Genomic DNA, 7,421 nt, shown 5'->3' on the forward strand with positions numbered 1-7,421 from the left:
GTGAATCAACTTCACTACGGCGACAACCTCGAAGTTCTGCGGGAACGAATCTCGGACGAGTCGGTCGATCTTATCTACATCGATCCGCCGTTCAACTCGAAGCGGGACTACAACATCATCTACGACGGCGCGACGGCCCAGGCTGAGGCGTTTAAAGACACTTGGAGTTTGCAGAGTTGGCAGAATGAACGGCAGTTGATCTTCTTTGACGAGCCGCAGCGCTATGCTCGGTTGCACCGGTTCATTCAAGCCCTGGAAGTCTTGCGCATCGATAGCGATCCTTCGCTCTTCGGATATCTGGTCAATATGGGTATCCGGATCGTTGAACTGCATCGGGTTTTGAAGTCCACCGGGAGTTTTTACCTGCACTGCGATCCGACAGCAAGTCATTACCTAAAAGTTCTATTGGATGATGTATTCGGGAAGGCGAATTTTCGCAATGAGATAATCTGGCATTATGGCGGTTGGGTGCATCAGCGAATGAACCAGTTTCCTCGCAAGCACGATGTGATCTTATACTACTCGAAATCCGAGTCTAACACTTTTCATCCGCTTTCGGTTCCATGGGATCGCTATGAGTATATAAGGCTTCGCCGTCAGGCTATACACAAGGAGAGCGACGGCCGCGAATATATCTACGACAGGCGAGGCGGAAAAGGACAGAAGCGGTATCTCGATGTAGCAATGAATGAGGGACGTAGTGTAACCTCAGTCTGGGACATTCGCGCACTTACAAGTTCGGCAAAGGAGAGGTTAGGTTTTCCTACCCAAAAGCCGGAATCGCTGCTTTCCCGCATCATCCGCGCCAGCAGCAATGAAGGCGATGTCGTTCTCGATGCCTTTTGTGGCTGCGGAACTACTGTAGTAGCAGCACAGCGATTGAACCGCAAATGGATCGGCATCGACATCACCTATCTGGCTATCGATCTAGTTCGAGAGCGACTTCTCGATCAGTTTTACCGGGTGGAGGGCGAGCCGGAAGTCGAATCAGCCCGGCGCTTCGACTCCGAAGTGACGATTCACGGCATACCGCGCGACATCGAAGGCGTCCGGCACCTTGCGACCAGGACCAAGGGCGACAGGGTGCGCAAAGAGTACGAGAAATGGGCCGTGTTTTCTGTGGGGGGCGTCTATTCCGAGAAGAAAGGCGCCGATAGCGGTATCGACGGTTATTTCCTGTTAGACGACTTCTCCTCGGAAGGGGAGCATCAGATAGTCCGAGGTTTGATTCAGGTCAAGAGTGGGCGGGTCGGCGTGCGTGAAGTCCGTGACTTTGCTCACGTCCTCGAACGCGAAGGTGCTCCACTGGGGATATTTGTCACTCTTGAGCCACCGACCGGGCCGATGCTGCAGGAGATCGATAGACTTGAGCCGTGGCGGTCCGGACGCGGCAAGGTCATCGACCGCATTACGATGATAACTGCCGAAGATATCCTAAGTGCCCGGCTGCCCGCGCTGCCGATTCGTCGGGCGACAAGACGCGCCTCCCGGGTCGTCCCCGAAGTCGAGCAGCACGATCTCTTACAGGATAACGGCATTTGAGCACCCCCCTTCATCTGACCGTCGTCGGCTCGGCCGCACTTGACACTATCGAAACTCCGCACGGGCGGGCCGACGATGCATTGGGTGGCTCAGCACTCTACCTCGGCGCGGCCGGATCGCTATTTGCGCCGACGCACATTGTTGCGGTCGTGGGTGAAGATTTCCCGCAGCAATCAGTAGAGTTCCTGGCGGGGCGAGGCGTCGATCTGGGTGGTCTGACCATCGCCAAAGGTCCGACTTTTCGGTGGCATGGACGTTATCACAACGATATGAACCGGCGGGACACGCTGGCGCTCGACCTCGGCGTATTCGCCGGTTTCAACCCGCAACTACCGACAGCGGCCGCCGAAGCCGGCATCCTCATGCTCGCCAACATCGACCCGACGCTGCAAGAAAATGTCCTGAGACAAATGGTGAAGCCACGATTAGTGGCTTACGATACAATGAACCACTGGATCACTGGCAGCCGCGCGGCAGTCCAAAGTCTCCTGAGGAAAGTCGATCTCGTCCTCTTGAACGATGAAGAGTTGGCTCTCCTGACCGGTGGCCCGGCTACGATCGAGAATGCCGGGACCTTGCTCGAGATGGGGCCCCGTTTCGCGGTCGTTAAGAAAGGCGAACATGGAGCGATCCTGTTCTGCAAGTCGGAACCACCCTTTCTCTGTCCGGCTTTTCCGGTTCGGAGGCCCGTCGATCCGACCGGAGCCGGCGACACCTTCGCCGGCGGGATGCTCGGATACCTCGCTGCAACCGGCGATTTCGGGACGTTCAGTTTGCGGCGGGCGGTCGTCTATGGTACGCTTGCGGCATCGTTCGCTGTCGAGGCATTTGGAATGAACCGGCTTCAAGAGATCACTCTTGACGACGTCGAAGAGCGCTTCCGGCAGTTTCAAGCGATGGTGGAATTCTGATACCTCATTTTATAACTTGACAGCGTTAGAATAGTAGTGGTTGCTTGCAATAATTCATTGCCTTTTGCCTGTCGTTACCGCGAAGGCGGGAACCCAGACACGTCGGACTTGACTGGATGCCCGCCTGCGCGGGCAAAACGATCTCATATTTACGCGAACTACTGCGAGCGAGCAGTAGTTGTCCGGTAGCATGGACCATTTGTCGCTTGAGCAAGTTCCCGCCATTGAGTGGGTAAAGGGTGCATTACGGTTCATTGACCAGAGGCTTTTACCGGGGCGGTTGCAGGTCATAGAGACTGCCGATTGGCGGGTAGTCCGTAGATCTATCCTGACGTTGGCAATACGCGGCGCGCCGATGATAGGGATCGCCGCGGCTTACGCGGTCGCTTTAGCCGCAGCGAAATCAGGCAGTGCAGGGGCTGGAGTTGGCATGTCGAAGGTCCTTCGCTCGCTACGGTCGGCCCGCCCGACTGCAGTCAACCTCAGTTGGGCGCTCGGCCGGATGGAAGCGATTATCGGGCAGACGGCTTCGCCCTGGTGGAAATCCGCTTTGCTTGCTGAAGCCAAGGCAATCCATCGTGAAGATAGCGAACGTTGCGACCGTATCGGAGCGCTTGGCGCCGGTCTGTTGTCAAATGTCAATAGCATTCTTACAATTTGCAACACTGGAAGGCTGGCAACCGGCGGCATCGGGACAGCACTCGGTATCGTCCATACCCTGCATCGTCGCGGCTGGAAGGGCAAGGTCTATGTGCTCGAAACGCGGCCGCTTCTGCAAGGCGCCCGCCTGACAATGTGGGAACTGGCTCAAATGGGCGTCGATGCCACGTTGCTCGTCGATGCGGCTGCCGCATCCTTGATGGCGTCGGGAGCGGTCGGTTGCTGCCTGATCGGCGCCGACCGGATTGCTTCCAATGGCGATACCGCTAACAAGATTGGCAGTTTGATGCTTTCCAGGTTGGCAGGTTCGATGCGAGTCCCATTATATGTTGCTGCACCCGAATCAACTATCGATCGAAGCCTGGCGAACGGACAAGGCATACCCATCGAACATCGTGCCGCAAGCGAAGTCACCCGGCTTGTGAAAGGAGCATCGGCATTTATTCCCAAAGTTTACAACCCGGCATTCGACATTGTCCCGGGCGGGTCGATTGCGGTAATCATAACCGAAAAAGAGATTTATTACCCTCCCTACCAAGTTTAGATTCGACAGCGATAGTGGTGTCGGGTGTCATCACCCGACACGCCGTCGGGAGCGGACTCCCGACGGCACACAGAATGTGTCCTGGCCCGTTCACAAGACGATTTCAGATAACCCTTTCATCACCAAAGACGAGGCAGCCTTGCATTTGAACCTCATTACCTTGCTCCTGTTCATGTCGGCACTTCTCTCCGGCCCGTTTGCGGCGACGAGCGATAGTCCCCGCATCGAAGACCGCGCCCGGGAGACAACGCTCGACAACGGGATGAAGATCGTCGTCATCGAGCGACCAACGGCGCCGGTCTTCTTTTCGCTGATCTCATTTCGGGTCGGTTCGTCTCACGAGCAAACCGACCGCACCGGCCTGTCGCACTTTCTCGAGCACATGCTCTTCAAAGGCACCAAATCTGTCGGCACCAGCAACTTTAAGGCTGAAGCGCCGATCATGCAGAAACTCGAAGCCCTGGCCCGGCAGATGCGGGAATTGCAGGTCGCTCTAAAAGCCTGGCGTTACGATCCCTTCAACGATCATGCCGTCCGGGTCAAAGCCGATCTACCGCCCGAAGTCCGCGAACGGGTCGGCACCAGTGAAGCCGCCGGCTGGCGCGCCGTCCTCGAGGTTCTTCCAACTGTGCATGCGGAACTTCCCGAGGAGTGGCGTCGGGCACCCTGGATGCTGACCGAGAAGGGCACCGATTACTGGGCGAAGTTCAGGCAAATACTCACCATTCGCGCCGAAGTGCACGAATTGCTGGCGGAGCAGAAGCGGTATATCACCGAGAGCGAGCCGCTCGACGGGATATACGACATGCACGGCTCGGCGACTCACAACGCCTTTACCGCCTGCGATCAAACGACTTATATGGTCGGCCTGCCTGCCAATTGCCTCGAACTCTATATGTTCCTCGAAGGCGACCGGTTCCAGAACCCGGTATTCCGCGAGTTCTACAGCGAGCGTGAGGTGGTGATGGAGGAACTGCGCCTCCGGTCCAACGACCCCGATTCGCGCATCTATCTGGCGACCATCACGGCGGCTTTCTCGGAGCATCCTTATGGCCGCCCGGTGATCGGTCTCATGTCGGACATCCGCTCGACCCTCCTCTCCGATATGGAGGATCACTTCTATCGCTACTATGCGCCGAACAACTGCCAGATGACGATCGTCGGCGATGTGAAGGCAGAGGAGGTCTTCCGATTGGCAAAGGCTAATTTCGGCAAGTGGAAGTCATCGCAGGTGGCTCAGGAGATCACGATGCTCGAGCCGCCGCAGGAGGGAGAACGTCGCATCGAGGTTGAATACGACGCCGAACCGCAGTTGATGATCGCCTGGCACCGCCCCGCGGCACCCCATCCCGATGCCTATGCGTTAGGGATGCTGCAGCAGATCCTCTCGATGGGGGCGACCTCGCGGTTCTATCGCAACATCTTTGTAGGCAAAGGCCTGACAGCGGGTTCTCCGGGCTGTTGGGACGGGCCGGACGACCGCTATCCCAACCTGACCATGATCGCCGCCACACCCAAGGCGCCGCACACGCTGCAGGCGGTTGAGGAGGCGATCTATGAGGAGATTGAGAAACTGAAGATGGAAATGGTCTCGGATCGCGAACTGGAACGGGCTCGCAATCGGCTCCGGAAGTGGGAGTTGAGTCGGATGAAATCAAACCAATGGCTGGCTTTCTCAGTTTCCGGGCAGTTCGTCAACCGGGGCGACTGGCGCACCATGGCCGAGGACTACGACCGCTTGATGCAGGTTACGTCGGAAGACATTCAGCGCGTCGCCAAGACCTATTTCACCAAGACAAACCGCACCGTGGCTTACCTTGTGAAGCCGGCCACCGAAACCGTTGAGGAGGGACAATAATGACGAATATGATGAAATCAAGTCTCTGCCGTCGGATGCTTTTTCCGATGCTGGCGCTGTTCCTGCTTGCCGGAGGCTACGCCCAAGCAGCCAAGCCGAAAGCCTGGACCGATCTCAAGGTGCCGGCGCTCGAGTGGAAGATGCCGGAATACCAATCCTTCAACCTGCCCAACGGTATCGCCGGATTCTGCGTCGAAGACCGTGAAGTGCCTATCGTTGACTTCAGCATTCAGTTCACGTCACCCTCCGATCCTGCCGATAAGGCAGGTCTGGCAGACATCACCACCTGGACGCTGCGGCAGGGCGGATCGACCAACATCCCGGCCGACAGCCTAAACGACTTGCTCGAGTTCGGGGCTTCCAACCTCAGCATCAGCGCCGGTTCTGCATCGATGTCGATTTGGGGAAATTGCCTCACATCGGAACTCGAAACGGTCCTGGGACTGGTGCAGGAACTGATAGACCATCCGGCATATCCGCAGGAGAAACTCGACCTGCGAAGAGGGACGCTGCTCGAGCAGATCCGCCGCAAAAACGACCAGCCGGAGGACATCGCACTTGCCGAGTTCAACCGGATCATGTTTTCCGATCATCCCTGGGGCTGGGAGCCGCGGGTAGTCACTGTCAACGCCGTGACTCGCGATGACTTGGTGGCTTATCACCGCCTGGTCTTTCGGTCCCGCGGAGCCGTGATCGGCTTTTCGGGAGACATCGATGCCGGGCGCGCGAGTGAGTTGTCGGCGCGTTTCCTGGGGCACCTGAAGCCTGGCGATGCTGAAATCGGCAAACTGCCTCCTGTGCCACCTCCACCTCAGCCGGGGGTCTATTTTGCATCAAAGGCGGTTAGCCAAGCCTATATCTTTGTCGGGCATCGCTCCATTCGCTACGACGATCCGCGACGTGTGGCGGCGGAGATGATGAACTACATTCTCGGTGGGGGCGGCTTCACCTCGATCCTGACCAAGCGCATCCGGGTCGATGCCGGGCTGTCTTACTCAGTCTGGTCGAGATTCACCACTCCCCACGAAGATGAAGGCTACTTTCGCGCCGGCGCTTCGACCCGCACCGAGCAGTCGGGTCAGACCCTATCCTTGATGATCGAGACCATCCGCAAATTCGCCGAAACCGGCCCCACGGAAGAGGAATTCGACAAGGCGCGCAAAGCCTATGTCAACAGTTATGTCTGGCGGTTTGACTCCTCGTCCGAAATCCTGAACCGTCTGGTCTATCTGAAGTGGCGTGGACTTCCGCTTGATACGCCGCAGCGCGACCTCGCAGCCTATCAAAGACTGACCCGCGCGGACGTCCAGAATGCGGCCCGGGAGTTGATTCACAGCGACCGGTTGATGATCGTCGTGGTCGGGGATAAGTCAAAGATGGATCGCCCGCTCGAAGACTTCGGGACGGTTACGGAGATCTCGCTCACTCGGGAATAGAGGCGAGGCTTTGGCCGCTCTTCCTGATCTCATTCGATCCTTCCGGCCGCGGCAGTGGGTGAAAAACCTCTTCATTGCGGCGCCGGCTCTCTTCTCGCTCGAAATCCTGAACCCGGCCGTATGGCTCACGCTGGCGGCCGGGTTCGGGGGCCTTTCTGCGCTCGCCTCGGGGCTCTACCTGCTCAACGACCTGCGCGACCGGGACGAAGACCGACTCCATCCGCTCAAAAAGTATCGCCCTGTTGCGTCAGGCAAGGTGAGCGTCGCCACTGCTGTGGTGGCGTGTGTTCTGCTGCTATGCGGCGGCTTGTTAACTCTTTCCCTGCTTCCCGGTCATTCGTTGCGGGTTGGAATTGCCTACACAGGGATAATGCTTCTCTACACCCTCTTCTTGCGACGGGTGATGGTGCTCGATGTGATCGTCATAGCTACGGGGTTCGTCCTGCGGGTCTTGATGGGGGGGAGATGAT

Annotated in this window: 6 protein-coding genes; all 6 read left to right on the forward strand. The window is 57.7% G+C overall.

The features are described 5' to 3' along the window. Positions 1-1,542, forward strand: a complete 1,542-nt coding sequence (locus FJY67_04295) for a site-specific DNA-methyltransferase (protein ID MBM3328682.1) — start codon at positions 1-3, stop codon at positions 1,540-1,542. Next, positions 1,539-2,453, forward strand: a complete 915-nt coding sequence (locus FJY67_04300; GenBank protein MBM3328683.1) for a sugar kinase — start codon at positions 1,539-1,541, stop codon at positions 2,451-2,453. The genes FJY67_04295 and FJY67_04300 overlap by 4 nt, the downstream gene beginning before the upstream one ends. 190 nt (positions 2,454-2,643) lie before the next feature. Next, the gene (mtnA, locus tag FJY67_04305) at positions 2,644-3,657 is read left to right on the forward strand and encodes an S-methyl-5-thioribose-1-phosphate isomerase (protein MBM3328684.1); all 1,014 of its coding nucleotides are present in this window, start codon (positions 2,644-2,646) and stop codon (positions 3,655-3,657) included. Positions 3,658-3,802: 145 nt separating this feature from the next. Then, entirely contained in the window at positions 3,803-5,515 is a 1,713-nt protein-coding gene (locus tag FJY67_04310; GenBank protein ID MBM3328685.1) for an insulinase family protein, read from the forward strand. Beyond that, a complete protein-coding gene (locus FJY67_04315) occupies positions 5,515-6,951 on the forward strand; it encodes an insulinase family protein (GenBank protein MBM3328686.1) in 1,437 nt (478 codons plus the stop codon). Before FJY67_04310 ends, FJY67_04315 begins: the two co-directional genes overlap by 1 nt. Continuing rightward, positions 6,881-7,420, forward strand: a complete 540-nt coding sequence (locus FJY67_04320; protein ID MBM3328687.1) for a hypothetical protein — start codon at positions 6,881-6,883, stop codon at positions 7,418-7,420. The genes FJY67_04315 and FJY67_04320 overlap by 71 nt, the downstream gene beginning before the upstream one ends. Position 7,421 lies beyond the last annotated feature (1 nt).

The organism is Calditrichota bacterium (genome assembly GCA_016867835.1).
Taxonomy (GTDB): Bacteria; Electryoneota; AABM5-125-24; order Hatepunaeales; family Hatepunaeaceae; genus VGIQ01.

Coding starts and splice junctions, on each gene's coding strand:
- mtnA (MBM3328684.1), top strand. CDS start 2,644: ATGGACCATTTGTCGCTTGAGCAAGTTCCCGCCATTGAGTGGGTAAAG.
- FJY67_04315 (MBM3328686.1), top strand. CDS start 5,515: ATGACGAATATGATGAAATCAAGTCTCTGCCGTCGGATGCTTTTTCCG.